Consider the following 26,605-nt stretch of genomic DNA (forward strand, 5'->3'; position numbering starts at 1 on the left):
GAATTTCAAATCGATTGTTTTTGGTGGGCAATCAAAAGCTTAACAAAGCAATATCATTTAATAAAAATAGGCATGCACTAATTACACTCATCAGTCGCTTCTTCGTTTGTCAGAGACTGATCAATTCAGCGCGCTGCCCTGTCACAAAATTTTGCAAATCTGGAAAGAAGCTTAAGAAGCCTTGATTTAATTCATCGTAATTTTGTTGCAGATCGGTGATAGTTTCGCGCAACAAATGGCCATTGCGCGATAAGCGTGTAGAGACCCGATCAATCGCCAGCTTGACGCCATCAAACTCCGTATAAGATCCCAGCCAATCTTGTACCACCATGCGCGGCGCGGCGTACGCCAGATTACTTGGAAATAAAGTGCTGCGTGTTAGCAATTCACGATAAAACTCTTGAATGAATATCTGTAAATTTTGCTCTGAATAGTGCTGCCAATGCTGTGCGAGCAAATGGTCGTAAAAAATATCTAAAGCGATACCGGCATAGCGGCGACGAGATGAGGCAAACAAACTGCGCGCTTGCTGTGTGATGGCATGTTGGTCGGTGTAGCTGTCAATTTTACGATGCAGCAAAATCTCCCGTGCGATCTCAGATTGATACTGCGATGCGCCGTCCATTTTAACAAAATCGCCCAACAAAGCGCCGAGCATCGCGTCGTGGCTGTGGCGCGCCAAATATATGTGGGCTAAATAGTTCATCGTGTTTACCGGCCTTATTCACTATCAATCTCCATCGATGGCGATTGATCTTTATTCACGCTTTGTAGCGAAACGCTGGCGTCGGGACTTAATGTATGTCAATTGCACATTGTATCCATTCGCCAAAACCCGGTGCTGATTTCGGCCATTGATTGACATGCGTAATCGTCGACTTACCTGTAGCGAGATAGTAACTTAGAGCACGAATCACACCGGCATGCGTGATCCAGATGATTTGACATTGCTTGTCGTACTGTGCACTGAATCGCAACACAGTCAGCATGTCTTGATAAGCTGCAATCACACGAGTCAGCACATCCTGACAGCTTTCTATACCGCCGAAACGATGTTGCGCAAAATCATCAATCCAAGCATCAATTTGCTCCTTCGGGATGTCACTCCAAGCCTGCATTTCCCAACGACCAAAGTGCATTTCCTTTAAACGTAAATCCTGCTGAATATTCAGATCTGGCACTAAGTCTTGCAGTGCGTGCGCCAATTGTCGGGTTCTTAGCAAACCCGAGGTATAGACCAAAAAACGCGTGTTACTTTGAATATTTAACGCCTCCGCTAAATGAATCGCGGCGAGGTGATTTGCGTGACCCTCCGCCGCCAGGTCAGTTTGGCCATAGCATATTCCCTCATTCACCTCTGGTCGTGCATGACGCACCAGCCACAGTTTACTTGTCATCGGTCTTGCCTTTGCATCACGTATAAAGACTTGGGTGTTAAGTACTAAGCACGAAGTATTGAATATTAGGTATTGAATATTAAGTATTAAATATTAAGTATTAAAGCCCCAGGCAAATAGCACCCCGAGATAGAAGGCAATTTCACTCAGCTGTTGGGTAGCACCGAGGGCATCACCGGTAAATCCACCTAAACGTCGCTTCAAAAAATTCAGCATCCAAATCAATGCCAACAAGCTACCAACCAATCCGCCCAACCAACTCCAGGCAGGATGAAAACACGCTACTAAGGCAAAGGCACACAGACACCAGACAAGTGCAAAGCATAACGCAGACGTGCTAATGGCATCGGCCAAAGGTTTTGATTTAGATTGCGGTGAATCACCGACATGCGGCAAGAATCGAATGATGAATAGGGGCATGCAACGCGACACCACATGAGCAAGAAATATCGCCATCAAGGTACTGGGTAAACTTAATTGCCCGAACAAATTCAGCAGTGCCAGTTTGGAGATCAACGCGAGTATTAAAGCGATCGCTCCGTAACTGCCGATGCGTGAATCTTTCATGATCTCTAGAGATTTTTCACGACTAACATGCCCACCCAAACCATCCGCCAAGTCTGCCAGACCATCTTCATGAAAGGCTCCAGTCAACATCGCAGTCATCACGGTACTAAGCACAGCGGCAATCAAACTGCTTGCGTTATGGATCGGCAACAATTGAACAGTCAGCCAAAAACAAAATGCCGCACACGCCCCAACCAAGTAACCTATCCCTGGAAAATGCGCAGCGCTGGCACGCAATAATTCAGGGCTATAGCCAACCCACACCGCTAGCTTTCCCGTGACAGGAATGCGCGTAAAAAATTGCAGTGCCAACAGATAATGACGGAGGGGGTTTAACATATTATCTCTTCTAGTTTGATATTTTCTGACTTCGTTTGCCTTAATCACGACGCGCAACACCCGCGCTTTCAAAGCTCGCCATATCACACAAAATATCGCTAGCTGATTGCACCAGCGGCCACGCCAAAGCAGCGCCAGAACCTTCGCCCAGACGCAAGCCTAGATCTAGCAGCGCATGCACTCGCAACTGATCTAGCATCAAGCGATGTCCGCTCTCAGCAGAGCAGTGGGCGAACACGCAACGCTGTTTGACTTTAGGTGCCAACATGCTAGCAACCAACACTGCAGCGCTAGCAATGAATCCATCGACGATAATTACGCGATTCTCACTAGCCGCCTGCAAAACGATGCCGACCATGGTTGCAATTTCAAAACCACCAAGGCATGCCAACACTTCAAGAGGATCGTTGACACCCGCGTGTTGCTTTAACGCCAGCCTCAAGGTCTCGACTTTGCGTGCCACTGCAAAATGATCAAGACCGGTGCCAGCACCTGTACAATCGGCGATATCAAGGTCACCCAATCGTGCTAACAACAATGCGGCGGACGAGGTATTTCCTATTCCCATCTCACCGATGAGTACGGCGTTACCAGGTAAAGACCTGACTACTTCACGACCATTGTTGATTGCTCTTTGACACTGTGCGTCGCTCATGGCAGGTTGCGTAACAGAATCTGCCGTGCCGTGGGCAACTTTACGTTTGATCAAACCCGGTATATCAGCAAATTCATGCTTGACGCCACAATCAATCACATGCAAAGCAATACCATGTTGGCGCGCGAGTACGCTGACCGCCGCCCCCCCAGCCAAAAAATTCGCCACCATTTGCCAAGTCACATCGCTAGGAAAAGCCGATACCCCACGCGCCACGATGCCATGATCTGCAGCGCATACCAGCATTTGTGGATGCTGCAAACGAGGTGTCTCCGATTTTAAAATCAGGCCCAACTGAACAGCCAATTTTTCGAGCCGGCCCAAAGAGCCCAGCGGTTTAGTCTTGTTGTCTATTTTGTGCTGCAAACTTTGTCGTAAGCCAGCATGTTCAAGATCGTCCATAGGATAGTTATTCTCATGTACCGCGCTCATATTGTGTCCTTTCGGTGAAACTGGGGTGATAGTTAGAAATTCATTATGAAATTCAATGCGATTAGAAAAACCGTGGAGAAAATTCTTGGACCGCGCGCTGTAAGGCATCTTGCGCCTGTGGGTTTAATACGCCTAGCCGAAAACAAGCCGGTAAGCCAAACGATTCAGCATGGCGTAATTTAATACCGCGATTGCGCAAGTCATGCAAAAAATCTCTGCGATTTTCTTGTAACAACTCCGTCGGCATGGCACAGAAAAAGTTCGCATGACTGGGAATAACTTGCCAACCCAGATCCTGGCAAATCGCTATCTGTCTACGCTTCCAATCACGCAAGCTACTTAAACTATTACTCAGCCATTCCTGTACTGGTGCACTACTCCAGCTCGATAACATCGCAACTGCATGTACACCCAATACCCAAGATGGCGCTAATTGCTCCAAGGTCTGTTGCCATTCATCAGCATCCAGTGGCGCAACGACATAAGCGCCGCGTATCCCAGTCAAACCCAACGCTTTATTTGGCGTAAACATTTGCCAGCAACGTGCCAAATGCTCGGCACTGACACTAGCTTGGCTCGACAAACGCAATGGCTGGTAGGCGCAATCGAGCACTAATTGACTGGTCGCAGGCAAGGCATTCAACATTTGTGTCAAACCCGCTTGATTTTGCCCCAAGGGGCTGCCGGGCTCACAAGTCCAGATCAAGCCAGCGGCACTAAATTCGTCACTAAAACCCAAGCCAGCGGCGCGTGCAGCTAAGGCATAATCACCGTAACTATGCGGTGGAATCCACACGGTTTTAGAATGATCTTGTTGATCAACTTGCTTGCGATTTTGTGTTGTCCGCATCGCAAACGCAATCGACATACGATAAATAAATTCACTGGCACTAGCAGCAATTAAAATCCTTTGCGGCGCTACTCCATGCCATCTACCTAAAGATTCACGTAAGGCTTGATATTCTGGATCGGGATAGCCAGAACAATCCGCGTTTCGGATCATCCGCATAGCAGGTGGGCATGGACCTAGCGCATTGCTATTCGTCGAAAAATCAAACAGTGGTTTACCGTGAGTATCGGTACCACCATGTATGCGCCGAACCTTTGCAGGATGGGCATTCATCGTCGATGCGCTATCAAACATCTTGCGCACCAAATGTCTTTGCAAAGTTCAACACAAAAATCCAAAGCCAAGCACAAACACAAACAAATGCAATCAGCCACACGGTACGCTGGCAAATTTCCAATGCCCGCTCTGTATGATGTGATTCAACTTGCACACCATTGGTATGCAGTACATACACATTAGGCTTGCTTAGACGCACATCCAATAACAGGGCCATTGCACCCATAGGCCAACCGCCATTCGGTGAAGTTGTTGCACAAGCCTCTTTGAATAAACGCCGATCAGGGCAACGCCAGACCACCGCATACATCAACAGTGACGTAAGACGCGCACCGGGCCAAGACAAAACATCGTCTGTACGTGCTGCACATTTACCAACCCAGGTCCATATACGACCACCACGTTCACCACGATAGCCCCACATTGCATCTGCCGTATTTGCAAAGCGATACATGAGCGCGCCTGGCAAACCGAGCAAGACAAACCACAACAAGGGCGAAATCACTGAATCATTCAAGTTCTCAGCCAAAGTTTCAATGGCACTTTCGCGTACTTGATGCGCCTCTAAACATCGCACGTCGCGACTGACTAAGCGCGCGAGTTGATTTCTGCCCGCATCCAGAGAAGACTGCAACGCTGTCTCTACTGCCCTCACCTCATCGCGCAACATGCGCCAGCTCAAACAAGGTTTTAACAGGCAGCCAAGTATCAAACCTTGCCAATACCAAGCAAGCATACTCATCGTTTTCTGCAAAGACCAAGCCAGCCAGCTCAGTAGCAACATTGGTAGCAAAATCGCGATTGCGCCAGCGATAAAATTAATCGTTGGTCGCTGAGTCGTTTGTTCCGCCTTCGGCGCCAGGATTAGCCCACATCGATGCAAGTAATGTCCCATCCACACCACCGGATGCAGGATGGCAACGGGTTCGCCCAGCATCTGATCCACGATCAGACTGAGTAAGATTGCCTGCACCAAGATCAGGCACAGTTGAGGAATGGGAAGAATGAAGTCAAGCAGCATGCTGTTTTTCTGAACTTAATCTTCGATGCCACGCTGTGCCGGAATGCCTGCACGAAATGCATGCTTGATCAGCGTCATTTCGGTCACAGTGTCCGCCAGTTCAATCAATTCAGGTGGTGCGCGACGTCCAGTCAAAACGACGTGCACGTCGACCGGACGGGCACGTAAAGTTTCCAATACATCTTCCAGCGGTAACCAGCCATAAATTAAGGGATAGGTAATTTCATCCAAAGTCACCATAAAATAATCGCCACTCAAGATTGCTGCCTTGGCTTTCTGCCAACCATCACGAGCTAACTGCGCCGAATGATCTAGATCATGACTTTTCCAACTAAAACCATCGCCTAAGCCTTCAACCACCAATCCCAATTGCTCAAACATGCGATGTTCGCCAAAACGCGCCGTCGGTACTTTCATGAATTGAAAAATCTTCACCGATTTGCCTCGTCCATGCGCCCGTAATGCCAAGCCAAAAGCAGCGGTACTCTTACCTTTACCATCCCCTGTATTTACGATAATCAAACCGCGTCGCTCGCCTTGTGGTTTGTCATATGGTTTTTCTGCTGGTGGCGTTTCTATTTGCATGATGTCGTTTCCCTCTTTAGTTTTAAATTTGAATTTTATTACTGCGGCAATGCTATCCACTGCCCTTGCACCGTATGAATCGCAATCCGGTGATCAAACACTTCGCGCAGCGCCTGATGACTGCTGACCTCATCACATGCGCCTTGATGATACAGCTGGCCTTGTTGCATGATCAGCAGATAATCAGCTTGTAAAGCAAACGAGATTTCATGCAATACGCTGATCACGGTTTTTCCCTGTACAACCAATTGCCTGACCAAACTCATCCAATCCGCCTGATGCGGCGGATCAAGATTAGCTAAGGGTTCATCCATCAGAAAAATATCTGCCTCCACTGCCAAAGCACGTGCCAGTAAAACGCGTTGACGTTCGCCACCAGATAATTGACCTAAACTCCGTTCACGCCACTCCCAAGCCTGCGTCGCATGCAGTGCCCGTTCGACTGCAGCATGGTCTTTTGCGTCTGGCGCGGCGAGCCAAGCTTGATGCGGTAAACGTCCTAGCATGACGACATCCCACACACGTAAGTCTTCAGGCGTGGTCTGGCTTTGTCCCAACCATGACAGACAGCGAGCGCGTTCGCGTCGTGGAATAGTATTTGCCAATTGCCCCAACAAATGGATGCTGCCGCGATGTTCTAACAATCCCGCCAATGCTTTGAGTAAACTGGATTTGCCCGCGCCGTTCGGACCAACGATGCTGGTCCAGGCGCCACGCGGAATCTGGGCACTGACTTCACACAAAATCGCGTTACCATTCAACTCGGCACTCACGCTTTCTGCATGGATTGCAATAGACTTTGCACTCATTGACCGTGCCTTTTCCGGTATGTCATATTGAGTTTGCTAAGCATGTTCGCTATACCGTCTTTGCTTATGCATCAAGCGCAGCAGATAAGCACCGCCCAAAATCGCAGTCACCACACCGACGGGCAATTCTTGCGGAGCGATCATCCAGCGGCTCAGAATATCTGCTGCACTGAGCAAGGCACCACCAGCCAGACTGGACAACATGATTAAACCTGCATGCGTAGTTTTTAAGATTGAGCGCACCAAATGCGGCGCAGCCAAACCCACGAAGACAATCAAACCCGTCTGGGCGACAGCCGTGCCAGCGCTTAAAGCGATGATCACGACCAAGGCCAGACGCATCTGCGTCAAGGGCAAACCCAAGCTAGCAGCAGTCGCTTCGCCCAAAGATAAGCCATCCAAAACCTGGCTCAAAGCCACACTGCCCACCAGACAAATCAGCCATACTGCGAGCATCAATCCGCAACCCGACCATCCTACATAGCCCGAGCTACCGAGCATGAATGCCTGCATAGATTGCACAATATCGGGCCGCAACATTGTTACCAGAGAACCGATCGCCCCCAACACGACACCAACAATCACACCTGCCAACAACAAACGCAAACTATGCTGCACGCCGCGCGCCAATAACAGCGTGAGAAATACCGCTAGCACCGCCCCCGCGAAGGCTGCTCCTGTCAAACCCATCCTTACGATCCACGCAGTCGCAAATGGAGAACCGCCAAATAAGACCAAGGCCGTAGAAACACCGAGCGCCGCGCCAGAAGCGCTGCCCAGTAAATAGGGATCGGCCAAAGGATTACGAAATAAGCCCTGCGCCACAGCGCCCGATAAGCCCAGCAAAGCACCAGCCGCCCATGCACCTAGCGTTCTGGGCAGGCGAATATCCCAGACAATTTGTATCGCTAATGATTGCTGCCACATCGATGTCAGACTTTCCCAGCCATTACTACCGACACCTAAACCTAGCAACAGTAAGCCAGTGCTCAAACACAGCAAAATTATCACCGCAAACAAGAGTTTTCCACGCTGCTGGGGGACTGCGATGACACTATCATTCGGCTCTATCATCCCGACTACAATGCTCTCTACGGTGCTCTCTGCAGGGCACACGACGGCACCAATGGGAGGCAAGACGCGACTCGCCATCATCATGATGCTTTGCTCTTCAAACACTTCGCCATAATCCATGCGGCGTCTGCCATCCGTGGCCCCGGACGTACCAAAACATCCGATTCTGCGGAAGTGTAAACACACACACGATTTTCACGTAACGCACGTATCGCATTCCAGCCTGGACGTGCGGCTAATGCGGCGAATCCCCGTTCGCTAATCATGATCACATCCGGATTAGCGCGCACAATAAATTCCGGATTCAGCTTAGGAAATGGTCCTAAGGAGGCAGACACGATATTACCTGCACCTAAGCGTTGCAAAGTTTCGCCGATAAAACTACTTTCTCCCGCGGCATAGGGAGCATTACTCACTTCAAAATACACGCGCATTTTTTTAACAGATGCGGGCAAACTCTTTGCTGCTGCATCGATGCCACTATTCATTTCTTGCCAAATCGTCTCGACCGAATTCACTTCCAAGAGCTGCCCCAACTTCAATAAAATACGATGGACATCAGCTTGATTTTTAGGCTCCATCGCCAACACTTTAATGCCAAGGGCCTGCAAACGCTCAGCGGCGCGACACGCCACTGACATCAGCACGACATCGGGTTTCAAAGCAGCGATCGCTTCAATGCTCGGATCAAGACTGCCACCCACGCGCGGCAAGCTTGCGAGACTTGTCGGAAAATTTGAATACCGATCAACACCAACCAAGCGCTGGCAATGCCCCAAGGCACAGACGGATTCAGTCAATGAAGGCAACACACTGACGATACGCATTGGCGTCTGCTTGAACTGCACACTGACGTTTCTATCGTCGGTAATCTCGATCGCCAACGCTGCATTTGCAACGGAGCACAATGTCCAAAGAACGTAAATTGTGACGCGATAAACCCAAGAAATTTTCATAGTTTTCCTTTCACACCGACTCTTTTACTATCACGGACAAGCCCGCAAGCATCCAACAAACTCGAGCCACCTGCGCCGCGAGTACCTGATTAAACTTGCCAAGTTGGTCCACATAGGTGCGGACGTCGACACCAAGGGGAATCACGCCGAGCCCAATTTCATTACTCACTAACACGATCGGGCCCGGTGCACTTTGTAATGCGGTCAATAAATCCATCATTACCGCATCTAATTCCTCACCACTTAGAGCTGCATGATCGACAGGCATCATGCAGTTTGTAAGCCATAGCGTGATGCAATCGAGCACAATCAATGTTTCAGGCTTACTGTGCTGTCGGATTACCTCGGCAATCGCACGCGGTTCTTCAACCGTGCGCATCTGCGGCAAGCGCAACGCACGGTCAGCTTGATGGCGCGCAATCCGCACTTGCATCTCGGTATCCCAAGCCTGTGCGGTAGCAATAAACAAGGCCTGATGCTGTTCGCTGGTTTGTAGCCAATGAGCAGCCAACATTTCCGCCCTTGCCGATTTACCGCTCTTTTGGCCACCTAATATCAATTCGCTAGGCGCAATCGCGATGGAAGTCGGCATAATTTTCAATATTTCCAAGATAAAGAAGCAAAGGCATTGCGGCCTGGCGTTGAATAAGTATTCGCCAAGACATAGTGTTTATCGGTCAGATTATTGATACGGACTAAGACTGCCAACTGAGGGCTGAGTTGCCAGTTCGCACCGACATTCAACAAGCTATACGCTGCTAACGTATCGCGCCCACTAAAACTCTGATTATTGTCTTCGCGGTCACTGGAATATTTCAATTCACTGAAAAATGACATTTCATGCCATTGATGCTGCGCACGTAAATTCAAGACATGCCGGGCGATCCGCAACAAACGTAAATTGTTCGGTTTGGTGCGCGGGTCAGCATAATCATACGAAACACTGAGTTGATCGGCACCCAACTTCCAGCCCGTACTTAAGGTGACGCCGCGTAAAATCGCCAATGCACTTTGTACGTTATTCGATGGATTAATAAACCCACGAACATCATTCTGATACACGGTGGCTTCCGCATGCCAAACATCTTGGCGATATTTCAGACCAATTTCATTTGAACGATTTTGCTGCGGTGTTAACGCAGGATTGCCAAAGCCGGGGAAATACAATTGATTAAAGCTAGGTGCCTGAAAGCTTGTGCCCGAGCTCGCCACAGCGCGCCAGGTTGGTGTGAGGAAATAAGCTGCAGACATTGACCAGTTGGTGAAGCCACCGAACTGAGAATTCTTATCATGGCGCAATATAGCCAAAGCGCTCCAATCATCTGCACGCAATGCATACGATACTAATGCGGCGCTGATATCGCGCGCTCTTACCGCATAGTTGGTACTGCTATCCACTTCATCACGACGCTGTTCCAACAGTATCGACAAAACATCTTTGCCGACACTCACCTCATTCTGCCAACTGGCTTGATCACGACGCGTGTTGAACTTATTGCTGCCGCCAAACGCGCCGTCCGTCGTGCGCAAATATTTACTCACAGACTGATCTTCTGCCACGCCCGCGGTCAACGTGGACGTCCAGATTGGCAAGAATTGCGCTTGCCAACTAAGCGACAGATTGTTCAACGTCGAATACGCACGCGCATCAGTATTCGTTTTATTCAATTTCAACGGATTCGGGGACGCCGAGCCGTCGAACTGATAATCAGTATCGCTATGCAATGCACTAACTTGCAATTGGTGTTGTGGATGAATGGTATAGCGCAACTTGGCATCAACGCTGGTCGCACTAAAGCCATCACGATCAGCATTAAATGAAGCAGCTAAAGAATTTTCAACTACCGAAATACCATCAGCTTTTTCACGCGACCAACCCAAGCTGTAACCAAGATCACCAGCACGTCCTCGCAAAGCTAAACCTAACTGTTTTTGTCCTGCGCCACCAATACCAGCGTTGGCGCTGAATACAGGTTTGTTTTCGACATCACGCGTAAAAATCTGTATCACACCGCCGACTGCATCCGAACCATACAGCGCAGATGCAGCACCACGCAAAACTTCGATACGTTCAATTCTTTCCAAGGGAAGATTTTCTAAGGCGGGTGTGCCTGAGGTAGCAGATCCTATGCGCACGCCATCCACCAAGATCACGGTTTGTGACGAGCTCGCCCCGCGCAGAAACGCCCCACTGGATGAACGATAGCTACCATTGCGAGAAATTTGCACACCAGGTAGAGTCGCCAACACATCCATCAAGGAACCCTGGCCGACCAAATCAAGTTCGCTGCGATCAATCACCGTGACATCAGCAAGTACATCGGTGATTTTAGTCGGTAGCCGATTGGCGGTAATCACCACGTCTTGCAAAGCCATAGAAGTTTGTGTTTGCGCTTGTGCGGTCTGTGCAAGTTGTGTAAGTAAGCTAGTTGATGCAGTCAAACCAAGGGCGACAACACGTGCGTGTAGAACAGATTTTTTCATTATTTTTGCAAAAATTACGAAAGAAAAATCTTCTGTTTCTTTAGACTCAGTTTGCCAGCAAGATAGCTGACTAAAACAGGCGCGCAGGCTCACTCTAAACAACGCGAATGTTGTTTAAAGCATGCTATTCATAGCGCGTTTTCAAAGCGCATTTTCAAAATGCACTTCAAAAGCGTTAAGCGAATACTCGCATCCCAAGCCGATATGAAGGGCACAATAGGATTAGCATAAGCACAGCCAACAAAACTAAGTTAAGAATTGAAACAAAAGATTTTGATCAGCTTTCCCTGTCATCCCCGACAGCCTGAAAGCAACAACGCACTACGTTTGAGCTAAAGCGCGCAATGTAATGCAACCTCGTTGGCCGGTATCCGGGCTGGCGGAGACTACCTCTGTCGCCTTCCCAGTCGCTTGTTCAAGGCGACCAGTGGCTTGTGTGACAGAAGCGGAGTCGGTGAAGACTCGTCCGCTTGACCGTTGCGGGGGCAGCGCAGGTGGGCAATTTTGTCTGAGCAAAATACCTCCTGCTTCCCGTTGAACTGCGAGATGTGAACCATCTCACGAGCACCAACATGATTATTTTAACAGTTTAATCGGTTTCATAACACCTCGCTGTTAGCAAAAAGAAGAATACATCATTGAATTTTAGTTTTCTCTTGATTTTCAGCAATCAAAGAAGACGCGCAAGAATCGCGTAAAATCACATTACTTCACTAACTTTTCGCAAAAAAAATCGGGCAGCAAGCTACCCGATTTCTCCAAACTTCCCTCAATAAATTACACTAGGATTGGTGATCCATCTATCAATGCTGATGTGAGCTGTAAATTTTGACCATTGACGCCAAATGCAGTACCCGTGAGTAAAACCAAAGCGGGATTCATCGCTATATTTGATAAATTGCCGTTCATCGCATATTGATAAGTTAAATCACCGCCGATAGCAGAGGTATCACTGCCACTCGTGTAAAAATTCAATAGGGAATTCGATAGAGCCCACGATGACATACCAGGCGTAGCCGCCCGCGCCTGATCAAAAGCCGTCACCAATCCATCAAAATTGAACAACTCTATCTTATGATTATTCAACACATTGTTTGATGTGCTGACGTAATCACTCGTTCCCTCAATTACAATCTGCAATTTTGCAACGCTGTGATTATTGATGCTGAGGTACCAATCCTTCAATGTTACCTGCTCACCAGTGCCTGTCTGCAGGATCAAGTCATTCACACTCTTCATGAAAAACAAATCTGCGTATTTAATTCCATGCCCCAATGAAATCGTATTATCTTTGCCAGTGCTGGCATTAATAATGTCCTTCCCGTCACCACGATTAAATACGATCACATCAGCACCGCTGCTAGTATTTATGGTGTCGTTACCCCGACCACCAATAAACAAATCCTTACCAGTACCGCCCGTCAATACATCATTGCCCAAGCCGCCATCAAAGAGATTATTACCGGAGGTATCAGTTAAGGTATCGTCGCCAGCAGCACCTTGCATCAAATCGTTGCTAGTCCCGCCATTCAAAACATTATTAGCACTATTTCCGATCAATAGATTCTGACTAGCGTTTCCCGTGCCATTTGTCGTCAAACTACCTGTCAGCAACAACACTTCAACATTATTGGTCAAGGTATAACTGATTGAAGAATTCACGACATCCAAGCCTTCGCCAGTATTCTCACTAATGAGATCGCCGATATTATCTATCACATAGGTATCGTTGCCCGTACCACCATAGAGCTTATCCGAACCTGCGGCACCGTCCAAAAAGTCATTACCTGCACCACCGGTAAGTGTATTAACGCCCGAATTTCCGATAAGAATATTATCTGCAGAATTACCATTAGCATTGATTGCCGCAGTATCCATCAAAATGAGTTTTTCCACGTTAGCAGGCATGGTGTAAGTTACTGTGGTTTGAATCGAATCAGCACCTTCATTCACGTTTTCGATAATCACATCGCTGATATTATCGACGATATAAATATCGTCCCCTTTGCCGCCTCGCATTTCATCTACACCCGCACCACCATTCAAAGTATCGTTGCCATCCAATCCTGAAAGTTTATCGTTCCCAGCCAGTCCGTTGATTTGATCATCAGCATTGCTACCTAGCAAATTATCGATCCCACTTGAACCATTGATAACAGAAAACAACACCGTCACTGCAAAACTATCCGTCGCAATTGCACCCGCTTTGTCAGCCGCTTTAATTTTGACACTGAGGCTACCGGCATCTGAGGACAAAGGTGTTCCGCTCAAAGTACCCGTCGTCGCATTAAAATTCAACCACGCTGGCAAAGGCTTACCATCTGAGAGTGTCGCGCTATAGGTCAGAGCGTCACCGGCGTCCACATCCAAGAAAGTATTTGCAGGAATCGCATAATTAAATAAACCACCAACGTTCGCAATCTGATCAGGCACAGGAATCGCGAGGCTAGGCGCATCGTTGGTGTTGTTAACCTGAATACTGAAGATGTCTGATACCGATGAACCTGCGAAGTCGGTTGCCGTCACTTTTACATCGTAGCGGCCAACTTCATTGTTCCCTGCTGTGCCGCTAAACGTTCTGGTGGCCGGAATAAAACTCAACCATGTTGGTAGTGCATTACCATTGGCGAGCTGCGCACTATAAGTGAGCGTATCGCCAGCATCTATATCTGCGTATGCATTTGATGGGACAGAATATGTGAAGCTCGCGTCTTCTGTCGCAATGACATCCGATAGTGGAGAAACGAGGATCGGTGTGTCATTGGTGTTGTTGATCTTGATACCAAAAATGTCGGATACCGACGAACCAGCAATATCCGTTGCAATGACTTTTACATCGAGTTTACCAACTTCATTATTGCCCGGCGTACCACTAAACGTTTTGGTTGTGGGATTGAAATTCAACCAAGTTGGTAAAGCGTTGCCGTTCGCAAGCTGCGCGTTATAAGTCAGTACATCTCCAGCATCGACATCGTTGTAGGTATTTGATGGAACAACATAGATAAAGCTCGCATCTTCAGTTGCGATAGCGTCCCCTAATGGAATAATCAGCGTCGGCACATCATTCGTATTATTGACCCGAATATTAAAAATATCTGCCACCGATGAACCTGCTATATCCGTTGCGATAACTTTTACATCAAGGCTGCCAACTTCATTATTGCCCGGCGTACCACTAAATGTTTTGTTTGTAGGATTAAAACTCAACCACGCTGGCAAGACATTGCCATTCGCAAGCTGGGCGCTATAAGTAAGTGTATCGCCGACATCGACATCTGAATAAGCATTCGATGAAACAATATAAGAAAAGTTTGCATCTTCATTCACAACAGCGTCCGCAATTGCTATGGCGACAGTTGGTGCATCGTTGATATTGTTGACTGTGATTCTAAAAATATCTGATGCGTGTGTATTCGCCGTATCGGTGACGAACACCAATACATCAATTGTTCCAACATCGTCATTGTTCGGTGTGCCGTTGAAGCTTTTGGTACTTGCATCAAAACGCAACCATGCCGGTAAAGGGTCACCATTGGAAAGCATCGCATTGAATGTGAGTACATCAACCACATCTACATCTGAAAAAGTATTGGGCGGGATGACAACACTCAATGATTCACGTTCTGTCGCGGACACGTCTGCCAGTGGCCGGTTGAGCGTTGGTGCATCATTAACGTTGAGCACGCTTAAATTAAAAACACTAGTGACAGAAGCGCCTTCTTTGTCGATTGCTGTCACTTGAATGATGTTTGTCCCTACAGCCTCATTTCCAGGCGTCCCACTAAATGTATTTGTATTCGAATAAAAATGTAACCAAGTCGGCAAATTATTGCCATTCACGAGTTTTGCACTGTAGCTTAAAACATCGCCCAAATCTTCATCGATAAAGGTACTGCTTGGAACAACCAAACTAAAATTATTATTCTGGTCCAGAATGATGTCATGCAGAGCTGAGGAAACTATCGGCGCATCGTTCACATTATTTACGACCATGCTAAATATGTCAGAAGTAGAGGCGCCTGATTGATCACTGACCGTGACCTGAATTGCGACTTCTCCAACCTCACTATTAGATGCAGTGCCGGTAAAAGTAAGCGTGGTTGGGTTAAACGAAATCCAAGCAGGCAAAGGGCTGCCATTTGCCATCTGAGCGCTGTAGGTCAGCCTGTCGCCGACGTCGACATCTGCAAAAGCATTCGCAGGTAAGACAAAATTAAATGCCACATCTTCGTTGGCCGCAACGTCGACCAAAGGCGTGACGAGTTCTGGAAAATCATTAAGATTGTTCACTCTCAGTGCAAACACACTAGATACCGCAGCTCCAGATGTATCAGTCGCAATTACTCTAATGTCAGTCACTCCAACTGACTCGTTGCCGGGTATGCCATAAAAAGTATGTTCGATCGGATTGAAGCTCAACCAGGCTGGGAGTGGATTGCCGTTGGCGAGCGAAGCACTGTAAGACAATACGTCTCCGATGTCCGCATCCGAAAAACTATTCGCTGGCACAGCGTACTGAAATGCAGAATCCTCAGTCACGCTCGCGTTCGGCAGCGCGCCTACTGCGAGCGGTGAATCATTGACGCTATTAAACGTAATTCTAAATGTGTCCGAGGCATAGCCATTTTCGGTATCGGTTACGAATACCATAATATCAAGCGTACCAATCTCGGCGTTTCCTGGTGTGCCTCTGAAGGTTCGTGTCGCCGAGTCAAAATTTAACCACGCTGGCAATGGATCACCGTTAGGCAGTGAAGCATGATAGGTAAGCACATCACCCACATCGACTTCGGAAAAAGTATTCGCAGGAACCACAAAATTGAATACTTGATGTTCGGTAACACTCACGTCAGACAAAGGTAGCGTTACCATTGGTGAATCATTGACGTTAATTATCCTTAAGGTAAAAACTTCCGACACAGATGCTCCTTCTGTATCGGACACAGTAATCTGAATATCCTTAGACCCCACATCTCCATTCGCTGGGGTACCACTCAACGTCATTGTGCTAGCGTTAAAAGTTAACCAATCAGGCAATGCTGCACCGTTCGCTAGTGTTACCTGATAGGTCAATGCATCACCGAGATCAGGATCAAAAAAAGTATTCGACCCTATTGGCAAATCTAATTGCGTATTTTGCGCATGAATCACATCGGCTAGAGGCGAATAAACTATTGGTGCATCGTTGCTGCCTTTGATCGTGATTGTCACCACTTTTTGCGTGCCGTCCAGGCTCGCCACAGTTATATGATCAGTAAGTGCACTGCCAACTCTCAGCGCTTGCACCGCAGCATCGTTATTATTGAGCGAATATGACCAATCGCCTCCCGCCGTCATGGTAAAAGTCCCATGCTCTTCTGCGCTAACATTACCGGCAGAAACCACTTGAAAAGTATTAGGGGAATTATCAATATCGGAACAGGTCAAATTGCCACTAGCAATTGGTACACCAGGCTGGCTATTCGTGGCGCCACCAGCCTCAATAACCGTGCCTACATCGACACCAGTAATAAGCGAAGCATCGTTGGCCGCGGTCACGACGATAGTAGTTTGATGGATAGCACTTGGCAAACTGGTGCTATTGAGCAGCACAGAAGCTTTACTTGCATTGTAGGAGGCAGCCGCAATATCTAGGCGCCCGTCACCATTGAGATCACCCACCGCGACGGACGAAGGACTTCCAACCATCACCAAATCGGTTCGTCCACCGAAGCTACCGGCGCCGCTACCAAATAGAACAGACACCTGATTGGAAGCTTCGTTGCCTACCGCCAAGTCTAATTTTCCGTCACGATTAAAATCCCCAACTGCGGGAGATCCTACATAATTTCCAACCCGGAAATCCGCTTTGGGCCCAAAGCTTCCAGCGCCATCTCCGAGCAATATAGACACTGACTTGTCCTGATAATTGGTGACGGCAAGATCGAGCTTACCGTCACCATTGAAGTCGCCCTTAGCAACGCCAGCGGCACCAAAACCCGTTTTAAAACTGGTCTTGGTTGCAAAACCACCCGTATTACTAGCGAGTAATATTGCGACGTTCCCGTAATCAGAATAGTTTACTGCGGCGATATCGTCTCGACCATCGCCATTGAAATCAGCAACAGCAATCGCGGAGGGATAATTCCCCACGGTATAGGTCGTCTTAGTGCCGAAACTACCAGCGCCATTACCAAGTAAGACAGCGACGGTAGTTGACTCATAGTTGGTCGCAACGATGTCCAACTTACCATCGCCATTAAAATCACCCAAGGCGATCGCACGAGGACCATTACCGGTAGAGAAATTCGTCTTGCTAGCGAGTCCCCCGGCACCGTCCCCAAGCATCACAGATACATTGTTAGAAGTGTAGTTGGCCACTACCACGTCGGGTTTTCCATCACCATTAACATCACCAACACAAACGAATCCGGGGCCGTCTCCCACAGCAAAATCAGTTTTCGTACCAAATCCGCCATTACCATTTCCTAACAATATAGAAACCGATTTGGAGGATTCATTTGCCACCACCATATCCAAGTTTCCATCGCCATTGAAGTCACTGAGCGCAACAGAGCGAGGGAAACCGCCGGTCACGACGTCAGCTCTCCCAGAGAATCCTTCCACATTGCTGTTCAATTGCCATGTCAAGGTGCGCGTGGTATTCAGATTAAAATTGGTTGGGTTTTCACTATTGGACGAATAAGTTACAGAGCGAAGCACCTGCTGATAATGCGCCAGCGAATCTATACCCGTTAACTGCAAAGTTGCATTGACGCTGTCATAAGTAGAGGTAATGTTCGTACCAGCCGTTATAGCTGATAAAAGATCTCCCGTTAACGCGCCACTACTAATGCGTACCGTGACAGAGATCAAGGTTGTATCGTCTGCGTCACTAACCTGCAATTCTGGTGCGAGTATCGTTCCTGGTGAATTCTCCATGTAATAGGCGGTAAACGCCGCGTTAGTAATCACTGGAGCAGTATCTGCCGTGCTACCAACTAGTCCTGATTTGACCGGTGCACCAGAAAGTGCGCCATGGTTGAAAGATTCAGTTCCCGTCATATTGGCGACATTCCATGACACCGTATCGACAAATTGGGCTGCCAGACGTTCGCTGCTTGCTAATTTCAACATCTCAACCCCAGTCGTCATGATCGAGATCAAATCACTTTCCAAGCTCGCACCCCTGTCATCATTAACGACGCTATCGTTTAAATCTTCCTGCAATATCACCTCTGATATGACTGCATTTTGTGAAGTTCCAACTGAACGTTGCTTGGTCATACTTTTTCCTTATGAAAGATCGCGTCGCCTGCTCAAGACGCGAGAAACCGGTAAAAATAACTCGAGTTTTACGTAGACTAATATTCGCCCAATAAATATATAAAATAATAAACCAAAAGAGCCAAGTATTTTTCATATTTTTATATGACAATGCAGGCAAAAGAGTAGCCTCAACAAGCAGACTCAGGTCTAATTGAATAGACAACCCATTCGTATTCGAAAGATTGCCGAATTCGAGCGCGATGGCGTTGACTTTAACTAAGTTGGAAGGCGAAGTAGGAAGCTTTTGCAAAAGAAGGTGCATCCAACAACAACTTTGTTGCAAGGAGCATGTAAACGAAAACGCCTGTTCGAAAATTATCACAAATAAATCAAATTATTAAGAAGATGCACAATCTCACAACGGTAATTTTGCGCTGTCATCAAACGCGAATACATCACAAAAACAATGCAAAAAAAAAAAAGCACTAATCGCGATTAACGATCAGTGCTTTTCAAGAATAAGTTCCCACCAGTGCCGCTATGCCGGCATCCTGAACCCGGCGGTTCAAGTCGGCCAAGGTCAGTTCAAATCGGGTTCATCGGACATAAGCGACGCTCACACCATTGAACAATTTCCAAAGCCTATGCACATAAATGGTTCAAGGAATATATGGCACTGGCGAACACGGTAGGAGTACGTAGTTTACTCCTTCCGCCAAAAAATCACATTAGTTTTTGCAGATTTTTTTGATTGTTTTAAACAATAAGGAGCAAAATTAAAATAGGTTTTCTTGCGGTGTTAAGGCGCGATCCAAAGTCTCATTCATATTTTGAATTTTTTGTTTCACTTCTCCCATGCTCAAACCTGACAATGGGCCATCATGCGCCTTAGTAGAGAGCAAATCAATTGCCATTCCGAGTGCCGCCATGACCGCAATCCTGTCGGTGCCTTTAACTTTGGAGGCATCACGAATCGCACACATTTTTTCATTCAAAAATGCAGCCGCTTCTTGCAATGCACGGTCTTCACCTTCTTTGCAAGCGAGCTTATAAGATTGTCCCATGATCGAGACATCAATCTGGATAGACTTCGATTCACTCATGCTACATCCTTCTCATCGTCATTTGGTAGAGCGGCAAGTATGGCTTCGACTTTGCTGTGCGCTTCTTGAACACGTTCGCGCAAATCTTTGTTTTCAGAGGCCAGGTCGACCGCCGCACGACGCAACGCAGCATTTTCCAAACGCAAAGTCTGCGTCATCTCAGCGAGGCGATTGATCTTTTCAGCGAGTAATTCAAATTCGGAAATCATCTTGGCTATCTGTAAAAATCTATAAAACTTTGGCTGTGAACTTCGACGGTAAACTTGAGACACCCGAGCTTGTCGTCAAGCATCAAGCAGAGTCTGAAGTCTAAAGGGAAACTCTTTAATTATAAAGGGATTTTCTTGTCAATTACATGCGCTTATCGGATTAATTCATAGGAATAAATTGTCCATCCGCCAAGATCAGTGCCAGCTTTAACTTTTTCATAGGATAAAGTGGAGCCAGTGCTGCGGCATAGGAAGTCAATTGTTGCAGATAGTCATTTTTTTCCGACGCTAATAACTGTCGCTTGTAATCCAATATCCAGACTTCATCATCCAACGCGACCATTCTATCAAGTCGCATTACTTGTTCTTGATACACGATATCCATTTCATTCCGTGCAAAAACAAACTCCTCCGGATGAAAGAATCGTTTCAAAGTAACAGAATTCAAAATAGTTTGCGCTTGCTCACGCACCACTTTCGCCACGCTCAGGGCACAAGGTAGCCAGTTAGCGACGACTTCGGCGGAAGGTATTTGAATCGGCCAATCGAGCACCCTATTTGTCAAACGCTCCATTAAAGCATGCAAAGCCACACCCTCAATTTGCTCCTCTGACATAAGAGGTGCAGTTTTTAATTCTGGTAAAGCTAAGTTCGGAGGATTGAATGTATGCAGAATAAATTCTTCTTGCGCAATACCAGTTACTGCCTCGGCAGAGTTCTTTTTAGCCGACACCTCGCTCTCATCCAGATAGCTAAAACGTTGATACCAACTCGCTGCTTGCACACCAGTCTCATCCGCCGCCTTATCACTGGCGATCCCGCTAACAATCAAAACTTGCTTAGCGCGAGTTGCGGCAACATACAGCAAATTCCAATTCTCTTGCTTTGCCTGCTCTTCTTCGGCTGCAAACAAACGATCACGTGCCGCGCCGCGCTCATCTTTTTTACCGAAAACAGAAAAGTGTTTTTGTTCACCCGGCTGTAAGGGCCAGGAACACAACACACCAATATTGTCTTTGGCAGCATCGCTATGATTACTATCTAGCATCGCCACGATTTTCGCTTCCAAACCCTTAGCACTGTGAATCGTCAATATTCTGACCGCATCCAATCCATTTGCGACACTCGACTCATCCGGCGAATCGGTTTCTGCACCTCGGTCAAATTCGTTTAGTGCAGCAATAAACTTTGGCAAACTCGGATAGCGTCCACCATCCATATTCAGAGCCAGTTCGGTGAATGCAGTGATATTGCCAATAATTTGTTGACGATTGGTCGCCGAAGACGCTCGCGCATAGCGGCAAACCAATTCACCTTGATGCAAAATGCGATCAAGCAAGTCATGTACAGGTAAGTCATGTGCAGCTTGCATCCAACCCGCCAACAAATCCACGGCTCGTTGCAAGTGTGGCGAATCTGATTTATCGAGCGCCAACAAACGCTTCCACCAAGCATTCTCCGCACGCTGCGCGAGCTTAATTAAGTCTTGGTCACAAGCACCAAACATCGGCGATTTAAGAACATGCGCTAAGGAGCGGTTGTCGCCAGGCGTCATTAAAAAATTAAGTAAAGCGATCAGATCAGCAATTTCTAAAGTCTGTAACAGTCCACCGCGCCGACTCGACACGAATGGAATTCCGGCTTCACGCAAAGCGCTTTCATAGGCACTTAAATTGCTGCGCCGTCTCACCAACAACATCACATCTGACCACTTAAATGGCTCCGCCGCTTCGTTACGCAATTGCAGCAGTATTTGTGCTAACTGCTGCCCTTCTTGATACCGGCGTTGATCGTCTTGCTCCAACGCCGGCGTAGTCAGAGGATCTCGCAATGGAAATGGCGCATCACAGTCCTCTGTGCTGTCTGTACGCACTTCGTCTCCGCGAATCAAAGGTAAGCGCATGACATGCCCGGCAAAAGTCGCTGCAGTTGTCTGATCGGAGTAAATCGCATTTCCTATCATGGCTTTATTTAAAGCCTCGACAATCGCAGGCGCATTGCGACGAGTTTGATTAGTGCGCAAAATTACAGCGCCCTGCTCCCCCAATAATTGACGTGCTGCAGTGAACACGCGCGGATCGGCACGCCGGAATCGGTAAATCGATTGCTTCGGATCTCCGACGATAAACACCGTCGGTCTGCTCGTATCCGCACCATAAGCGTCAAGCCAAGCGCGGACAATATTCCATTGCAAAGGATTGGTATCTTGAAATTCATCCAGCAAAATATGCTTATATCGGGCATCAAGACGTCCATGCAAATAGGCTGCGAATTCTTCATTCGATAGCAACCGATAGGCCTGCCATTCTAAGTCAGCGAAATCGAGCATACGCTGTTCTGATTTCAAGGTTTGATAGCACTCAACATAGGCTTGTCCGACTACAAACAAGGCTTGATTCAAACGCAATACCGACGCTTCTTTACTCCGTCTCTCGAATACTTTTAAGGTTTCAGCGATGGCATTACATTCATCGTGAAAAGCAGACTCATTGTTTTCACCCAACCAGGCAGCGATTGCCGCCGTCAAGGCTTTGGTTTTACGGTTTTTGCGGTTCGTACCATCGCTGCCATAGAATTCATTTGCTAATGCGGCGAAATGTTCGACACTTAGTTCGACACTGAGCCCAGCATTCGCCTGCATCGCCAGTTTTGCATTGGTCAATGCAGTTTCTATGGCCACACCCCGTTTTTGATTTTCGGGACTGCCCTTGCCTAAACAGATACCAATATCTTGGAGGCGTGCCAGTAAGGCTTCATCCTGCCACAAACGTAAGCGCGCATCGCTGCTCGCATCGTCGCCCATCAAGTCGTGTAACTGCGCCAAAGGACCACCCGTCTGTGCAGATGTATCCTGACTTACTGCCCACCATTCAGCCCGTTTATCCAAGAACGCATCCAACATCAACTGCGTGCTGAAATCGCCCAATTCATCATAGAGATAAAGCAACTCTAGCTTAAGCGAATTCGTATCTTTAATATTCGTATCTTTAATGTCTGTGTCGGTAGAATCTGATTGCAAGCCTGCGCGCTGCATTAGTTGTCCCCATGCCTCGCGCTGTAAACTACTAGTCGACTCAACCAGATTAAAGCCATGTGGCACGCCGGAGGCCAATGGTGCCAACTGCAATAATCGCCCAAACCAGCTATGAAAAGTATCCATAGACAAGCCTTGTGGATTGCTCAAAAGATTTTCGTACAAGTTACGCGCACGCGGTAAACTCGCTGCCAATTGATGTTCCGGCACACCGCGTTCACGCAACAAAGTATTGGCCGCCACTTCATCGGCCAAGGCTAATTCGGTCAACAATTCCATCAAACGATGGCGCATTTCCTGTGCCGCTTTGCGGGTAAATGTAATGGCTAGTAGCTCGGCCGGTTCTGCACCGTCAAGCAAAAGGCGCAGCATACGAGCGACTAGCAGCCAAGTCTTGCCGCTACCGGCACACGCTTCCACCACTACGGAGCGATGCGGATCACAGGCTGCTGCGGTAAAACTACTCGCATCCACCACTTGCCCATTTAATTCATACGCTTGTGCCTTGGTCGTTTGATCTAATTCCGGCTTCAAATGCACGTTCGCGAGTTGATTCATTACCATGCTCCTTTGCGGCATAAACCACGCACATCGCAATACTGGCAAACACTTTCTACGCCTTGTGCTGGCAAACCGGCACCATGTTGTATCGCTCGCATATTTTTTTGTATTGCCACTTCAAGTTCATTTTTCCATCGAGAATAATCTTCTGCTTCCACATCGCCTGTCTTTTCGCGTTCGATTTCTAAAGCAACGTAGTTTGCTGTATCAACCGGTTCTAAAATTTGTACTACCGTGTTTTCATTGTCATCAGCGTGTTCAATTTTCGCTTGCAACAACCCATAAAATGCTAATTGGTGATCTTCGAAATTTTTCAAGCGTGCTCTGAGCGACGTTTTATTTTTAGTCTTGTAATCCAATACGGCACGCTCGACTTCGCCACTTTCTAACGGACGCTCATCAATTCTATCAATGCGACCACGCAGTGTAATTTGTCCATCATCCCATGCTAATTGGGCTTCGGCCCAAACTTCACCAAATGCAAATTGCCATCCGTCAGCCTCACGCTGATTAGCCCATGCAACATAGGCTGGAATCACTTTACGCCAGCGCATGCTATAGCCCAAAGCTGCGGGACTCTGTTTTAAAACACGGGCGAACCAAGCATCAGAAATCATCTGCAGTAAGCCTACGCGATCACCCGCCAATGACAATTGATCGGACAGCAATCGATCATGGTAAGTCTTCAAAATGGCATGTAACCAGTCACCATAATCACGCTTTTCTGGCATATCGGATAACTCATCAATCGCCGACAACCTAAGCATGCGTCCTGCAAAAAATTGATATGGACAGGCAATCAAACTACTCAAGCCACTCGCAGACAATGTCGCTGGCATTAATTCCGCAGCAGCCGGCCGCGGCTGCATGACTTTTTCGGAAGTAAGTTGATGTACCTTCATGACACACTTCTTCGAGGCGAGTGTGGCTTGCTGCTGGCGCGCAAGATAAAGTTTCACTTGTTCTATCCAAGGGCTTAGTGCATTCAATTCGCCATTGATCTGTGATTGCCACGACAACACGACTTCATTATTCGACAAAATCAATTCGGCGAAATCACGCAATTGTTGCAACTGTCTCTCTTCACGCGTAACCAATCCACATTCACGCCGCACGGCGTTGGTGAAAAATAAGGTCTCTTGCGCCTTGGACGGCAAATGCTTTGCATCACCGCCGATCAAATACACGGCATCAAAACTTCTTAAGCGAGCGCCGTTCAGTGGCAACATCAACACGCGCTGGTCAATTTGTTCTTGTTTGAACGGAGTTGCTTCCATTTGCAAATTAATGAATGCGCGCCATTCCGAAAAACTAAAATGCATATCCAACGCATGGCAATCCGTATTAAGTGCCTGCAGCATTTGCACCAGCTGCGCACCGGCGCGATCCTCTTGCAACGGTGTGAGCATATTTAATTCAGTGAAGGTCTGTATGCTGATCTGCGCCCAATCCTTCAAGCTACGGCGTGATGCGCCCGCACTAGCGCCATAGCTGTGTGCGAGTCGAGCGACCTGCGCCATCCAGATTCTTGCCTGAGGTTGCCGTTCCAGCACCGATAGCACTGCTTCCCAGTTTCCAACGACGTTATTTCTGCGTAAGGCGAGTTCGATCTCCATCACGACATCGGCTTTAAGCGCGCTTGCATCAGGCACTTCATCTTGATCTGACGGTGCATCTCTTTCCGCTATGTTGAAGAATTCTGAATTCAAAGTCAGAAATGGCGACTTCAAAAAATCTAATAAAGCCATGGTATCTGCGCGTGTCGCCACCACTTCAAACCATGCAGTCAGGCATGCCGCGGCGCGCGTGGTCGATAACTTCCATCCAGTTTCATCGGCCACGTAAATCTGCGCACGTTCCAATAAAGCCCGCAAGCGACGTGAAATTACACGATCTTGTGCGATCACTGCAATTTTTTGTTTGCCAGCTTGCAGCCATTCAATAATGCATTGCGCTGCCTGTTCAGCTTCTTCTTCCAAACTACTGACTTCACATAAATGTAAGCGACTCCAATCAAAAGCTGGCGCCTGCAAATTCACGCGGCTCTCTGCCAATGTTTCTGGCAAGATGCTCCACGCTTCGCGCATTGAGGGCGGTAAAGCATCGCTACGCCAATCAATCCCAAAGATATGCACTGGTTGCATTTGTTCATAAGCTTGTAAAAATGCATGCTCTATTGCGTCGGGCATAGTCGGTGCGATCCAAAATAATTCCCTGCTGGCACCGTCGGCCAAGCGCATCATTTGCTGGAATTCTTGTACTGTTTTGTCACGCTGATCCAATTGGCTTTGCCATAAAGTCCAAACCAATTGTGTTTCATCCGAGACGATTTTTTGCACGGGCAACGCTAATTGTGCCAAAGCTTCGTGCCAGATTGCCTGCACCTTTACGGGTTCTAACTTGCTTGCATTAGTACCGCTCGCGGCTTGCGGCAACCAAACTTGTGTTAATTCATCAGACAAAGTGAGTAAAGTTTGCGCCAGAGGCAGTAAATCGGTATTTCGCTGCGCACCGAACAAAGCCTTCAACCAGGCATGCTGGCGCAATTCAGCGTACAAACTCATCAAACGCTCGCTATTGGCCGAGACCGATGCAGCCAGAGGTGCTTGCATTCCCAACCAATCGAACATCGTTTGAATTTTAGGTGGAATAAAATGACCACCGATTTCGGCACTGAGCGCGCGCGTTAGCAAGTGCGCATGTTCAAAAGTTGGCACGATCACCCGTTGATGCGAAAAGTCCCTATTTGAATTCGCTGGCGCAGCCGCAAACAAATCTGTCGGCATCGCATTTTGTTTCTGCAGTACCAAAAATTGTTTCGCGACCTGCGCCCAAAATTGCGATGATGCAGGAATCAGATGAATTGTTCGCGCCATAGTCAGGTTTCAATCAAAATCAAAGTAAGCTGGCATTTTATGCGAGCATGAAAGCAAAATTGACCGCGATCTATCAATTTCAGGGAATTTTTCACAAAAAACAGTAAATAAGCCACTTTTTTAAAAATA

Annotated in this window: 17 protein-coding genes, 1 other RNA gene and 1 riboswitch; all 18 genes read right to left on the reverse strand. The window is 47.6% G+C overall.

Features of this window, described 5'->3' with window-relative positions:
* Positions 1-109: 109 nt before the first annotated feature.
* Positions 110-706 carry an ACP phosphodiesterase gene (locus ACO0KW_RS18610; RefSeq protein ID WP_423054860.1) on the reverse strand — a complete coding sequence of 199 codons (597 nt, stop codon included), beginning with the start codon at positions 704-706 and terminating at the stop codon, positions 110-112.
* Positions 707-794: 88 nt separating this feature from the next.
* Complete coding sequence (locus ACO0KW_RS18615; RefSeq protein WP_423054861.1) at positions 795-1,397, reverse strand: histidine phosphatase family protein; 603 nt, start codon at positions 1,395-1,397, stop codon at positions 795-797.
* Between the two features lie 93 nt (positions 1,398-1,490).
* On the reverse strand, positions 1,491-2,303 hold the full coding sequence (locus tag ACO0KW_RS18620; protein ID WP_423054862.1) for an adenosylcobinamide-GDP ribazoletransferase: 813 nt from the start codon (positions 2,301-2,303) through the stop codon (positions 1,491-1,493).
* 40 nt (positions 2,304-2,343) lie between these two features.
* Positions 2,344-3,390, reverse strand: a complete 1,047-nt coding sequence (gene cobT, locus ACO0KW_RS18625) for a nicotinate-nucleotide--dimethylbenzimidazole phosphoribosyltransferase (RefSeq protein WP_423054863.1) — start codon at positions 3,388-3,390, stop codon at positions 2,344-2,346.
* A 61-nt stretch (positions 3,391-3,451) separates the two neighbouring features.
* A complete protein-coding gene (locus tag ACO0KW_RS18630) occupies positions 3,452-4,534 on the reverse strand; it encodes an aminotransferase class I/II-fold pyridoxal phosphate-dependent enzyme (protein ID WP_423054864.1) in 1,083 nt (360 codons plus the stop codon).
* Positions 4,527-5,537: an adenosylcobinamide-phosphate synthase CbiB gene (gene cbiB, locus ACO0KW_RS18635; protein WP_423054865.1), complete on the reverse strand. Its 1,011-nt coding sequence runs from the start codon at positions 5,535-5,537 to the stop codon at positions 4,527-4,529. Before cbiB ends, ACO0KW_RS18630 begins: the two co-directional genes overlap by 8 nt.
* A gap of 15 nt (positions 5,538-5,552) precedes the next feature.
* Positions 5,553-6,122: a cob(I)yrinic acid a,c-diamide adenosyltransferase gene (gene cobO / locus ACO0KW_RS18640; RefSeq protein ID WP_423054866.1), complete on the reverse strand. Its 570-nt coding sequence runs from the start codon at positions 6,120-6,122 to the stop codon at positions 5,553-5,555.
* A 38-nt stretch (positions 6,123-6,160) separates the two neighbouring features.
* Positions 6,161-6,931 (reverse strand): ABC transporter ATP-binding protein, encoded by a 771-nt coding sequence (locus ACO0KW_RS18645; RefSeq protein WP_423054867.1) that lies wholly within the window; start codon positions 6,929-6,931, stop codon positions 6,161-6,163.
* 36 nt (positions 6,932-6,967) lie between these two features.
* Positions 6,968-8,005 (reverse strand): FecCD family ABC transporter permease, encoded by a 1,038-nt coding sequence (locus ACO0KW_RS18650; RefSeq protein ID WP_423054994.1) that lies wholly within the window; start codon positions 8,003-8,005, stop codon positions 6,968-6,970.
* Between the two features lie 80 nt (positions 8,006-8,085).
* Positions 8,086-8,961, reverse strand: coding sequence for an ABC transporter substrate-binding protein (locus tag ACO0KW_RS18655; protein ID WP_423054868.1), 876 nt, complete (start codon positions 8,959-8,961; stop codon positions 8,086-8,088).
* Positions 8,962-8,971: 10 nt separating this feature from the next.
* A complete protein-coding gene (locus ACO0KW_RS18660; protein ID WP_423054869.1) occupies positions 8,972-9,553 on the reverse strand; it encodes a bifunctional adenosylcobinamide kinase/adenosylcobinamide-phosphate guanylyltransferase in 582 nt (193 codons plus the stop codon).
* 5 nt (positions 9,554-9,558) lie between these two features.
* Complete coding sequence (locus ACO0KW_RS18665; RefSeq protein ID WP_423054870.1) at positions 9,559-11,445, reverse strand: TonB-dependent receptor domain-containing protein; 1,887 nt, start codon at positions 11,443-11,445, stop codon at positions 9,559-9,561.
* 345 nt (positions 11,446-11,790) lie between these two features.
* Positions 11,791-12,032, reverse strand: a riboswitch (cobalamin riboswitch).
* Between the two features lie 190 nt (positions 12,033-12,222).
* Complete coding sequence (locus tag ACO0KW_RS18670) at positions 12,223-18,711, reverse strand: putative Ig domain-containing protein (protein WP_423054871.1); 6,489 nt, start codon at positions 18,709-18,711, stop codon at positions 12,223-12,225.
* A 501-nt stretch (positions 18,712-19,212) separates the two neighbouring features.
* Positions 19,213-19,391, reverse strand: a non-coding RNA gene (gene ssrS, locus ACO0KW_RS18675) — 6S RNA.
* Positions 19,392-19,469: 78 nt separating this feature from the next.
* On the reverse strand, positions 19,470-19,796 hold the full coding sequence (locus ACO0KW_RS18680; RefSeq protein WP_423054872.1) for a cell division protein ZapA: 327 nt from the start codon (positions 19,794-19,796) through the stop codon (positions 19,470-19,472).
* Complete coding sequence (locus tag ACO0KW_RS18685; RefSeq protein ID WP_423054873.1) at positions 19,793-20,005, reverse strand: DUF904 domain-containing protein; 213 nt, start codon at positions 20,003-20,005, stop codon at positions 19,793-19,795. The genes ACO0KW_RS18680 and ACO0KW_RS18685 overlap by 4 nt, the downstream gene beginning before the upstream one ends.
* Positions 20,006-20,165: 160 nt before the next feature.
* On the reverse strand, positions 20,166-23,597 hold the full coding sequence (locus ACO0KW_RS18690; RefSeq protein WP_423054874.1) for a UvrD-helicase domain-containing protein: 3,432 nt from the start codon (positions 23,595-23,597) through the stop codon (positions 20,166-20,168).
* Positions 23,597-26,476, reverse strand: coding sequence for a PD-(D/E)XK nuclease family protein (locus tag ACO0KW_RS18695; RefSeq protein ID WP_423054875.1), 2,880 nt, complete (start codon positions 26,474-26,476; stop codon positions 23,597-23,599). Before ACO0KW_RS18695 ends, ACO0KW_RS18690 begins: the two co-directional genes overlap by 1 nt.
* Between the last annotated feature and the right edge of the window lie 129 nt (positions 26,477-26,605).

Origin of the sequence: Undibacterium sp. Ji22W (assembly GCF_049340305.1) — a bacterium.
Classification (GTDB): domain Bacteria; phylum Pseudomonadota; class Gammaproteobacteria; order Burkholderiales; family Burkholderiaceae_D; genus Undibacterium.

Excerpts from the sequence above, each read along its gene's own strand:
- ACO0KW_RS18620 (WP_423054862.1), bottom strand. The coding sequence starts at position 2,303 with ATGTTAAACCCCCTCCGTCATTATCTGTTGGCACTGCAATTTTTTACG.
- ACO0KW_RS18615 (WP_423054861.1), bottom strand. The coding sequence starts at position 1,397 with ATGACAAGTAAACTGTGGCTGGTGCGTCATGCACGACCAGAGGTGAAT.
- ACO0KW_RS18680 (WP_423054872.1), bottom strand. The coding sequence starts at position 19,796 with ATGAGTGAATCGAAGTCTATCCAGATTGATGTCTCGATCATGGGACAA.
- ACO0KW_RS18650 (WP_423054994.1), bottom strand. The coding sequence starts at position 8,005 with ATGATAGAGCCGAATGATAGTGTCATCGCAGTCCCCCAGCAGCGTGGA.
- ACO0KW_RS18665 (WP_423054870.1), bottom strand. The coding sequence starts at position 11,445 with ATGAAAAAATCTGTTCTACACGCACGTGTTGTCGCCCTTGGTTTGACT.
- cobO (WP_423054866.1), bottom strand. The coding sequence starts at position 6,122 with ATGCAAATAGAAACGCCACCAGCAGAAAAACCATATGACAAACCACAA.
- ACO0KW_RS18610 (WP_423054860.1), bottom strand. The coding sequence starts at position 706 with ATGAACTATTTAGCCCACATATATTTGGCGCGCCACAGCCACGACGCG.
- ACO0KW_RS18690 (WP_423054874.1), bottom strand. The coding sequence starts at position 23,597 with ATGAATCAACTCGCGAACGTGCATTTGAAGCCGGAATTAGATCAAACG.
- ACO0KW_RS18645 (WP_423054867.1), bottom strand. The coding sequence starts at position 6,931 with ATGAGTGCAAAGTCTATTGCAATCCATGCAGAAAGCGTGAGTGCCGAG.
- ACO0KW_RS18670 (WP_423054871.1), bottom strand. The coding sequence starts at position 18,711 with ATGACCAAGCAACGTTCAGTTGGAACTTCACAAAATGCAGTCATATCA.
- cbiB (WP_423054865.1), bottom strand. The coding sequence starts at position 5,537 with ATGCTGCTTGACTTCATTCTTCCCATTCCTCAACTGTGCCTGATCTTG.
- ACO0KW_RS18685 (WP_423054873.1), bottom strand. The coding sequence starts at position 20,005 with ATGATTTCCGAATTTGAATTACTCGCTGAAAAGATCAATCGCCTCGCT.
- ACO0KW_RS18655 (WP_423054868.1), bottom strand. The coding sequence starts at position 8,961 with ATGAAAATTTCTTGGGTTTATCGCGTCACAATTTACGTTCTTTGGACA.
- cobT (WP_423054863.1), bottom strand. The coding sequence starts at position 3,390 with ATGAGCGCGGTACATGAGAATAACTATCCTATGGACGATCTTGAACAT.
- ACO0KW_RS18695 (WP_423054875.1), bottom strand. The coding sequence starts at position 26,476 with ATGGCGCGAACAATTCATCTGATTCCTGCATCATCGCAATTTTGGGCG.
- ACO0KW_RS18630 (WP_423054864.1), bottom strand. The coding sequence starts at position 4,534 with ATGTTTGATAGCGCATCGACGATGAATGCCCATCCTGCAAAGGTTCGG.
- ACO0KW_RS18660 (WP_423054869.1), bottom strand. The coding sequence starts at position 9,553 with ATGCCGACTTCCATCGCGATTGCGCCTAGCGAATTGATATTAGGTGGC.